We start from the raw sequence: 640 nt of genomic DNA on the forward strand, positions 1-640 counted from the left end.
GAACATGCGTGACGAAGAGCTGGCCATTGCTCAGGTCGAAGAGATGCAGGCAGTTTCTGCCGTGCTTAAGGGCAAATACACCATGACCGGTGAAGCCTTCGATCCGGTTGAGGTGGATATGGGCCGCAGTGAGGAGAATAACATCACGCAGTCCGGCGGCACGGAGTGGAGCAAGCGTGACAAGTCCACGTATGACCCGACCGACGATATCGAAGCCTACGCGCTGAACGCCAGCGGTGTGGTGAATATCATCGTGTTCGATCCGAAAGGCTGGGCGCTGTTCCGTTCCTTCAAAGCCGTCAAGGAGAAGCTGGATACCCGTCGTGGCTCTAATTCCGAGCTGGAGACAGCGGTGAAAGACCTGGGCAAAGCGGTGTCCTATAAGGGGATGTATGGCGATGTGGCCATCGTCGTGTATTCCGGACAGTACGTGGAAAACGGCGTCAAAAAGAACTTCCTGCCGGACAACACGATGGTGCTGGGGAACACTCAGGCACGCGGTCTGCGCACCTATGGCTGCATTCAGGATGCGGACGCACAGCGCGAAGGCATTAACGCCTCTGCCCGTTACCCGAAAAACTGGGTGACCACCGGCGATCCGGCGCGTGAGTTCACCATGATTCAGTCAGCACCGCTGATG

Annotated in this window: 1 protein-coding gene; it reads left to right on the forward strand. The window is 57.2% G+C overall.

Annotated elements, in window-relative coordinates; all coding sequences use genetic code 11:
* A partial coding sequence (locus WH50_RS25940; protein WP_207780512.1) for a major capsid protein occupies nucleotides 1-640 on the forward strand: 640 nt, incomplete at both ends.

It is taken from the genome of Pokkaliibacter plantistimulans (assembly GCF_003194385.1).
Lineage (GTDB): Bacteria > Pseudomonadota > Gammaproteobacteria > Pseudomonadales > Balneatricaceae > Pokkaliibacter > Pokkaliibacter plantistimulans.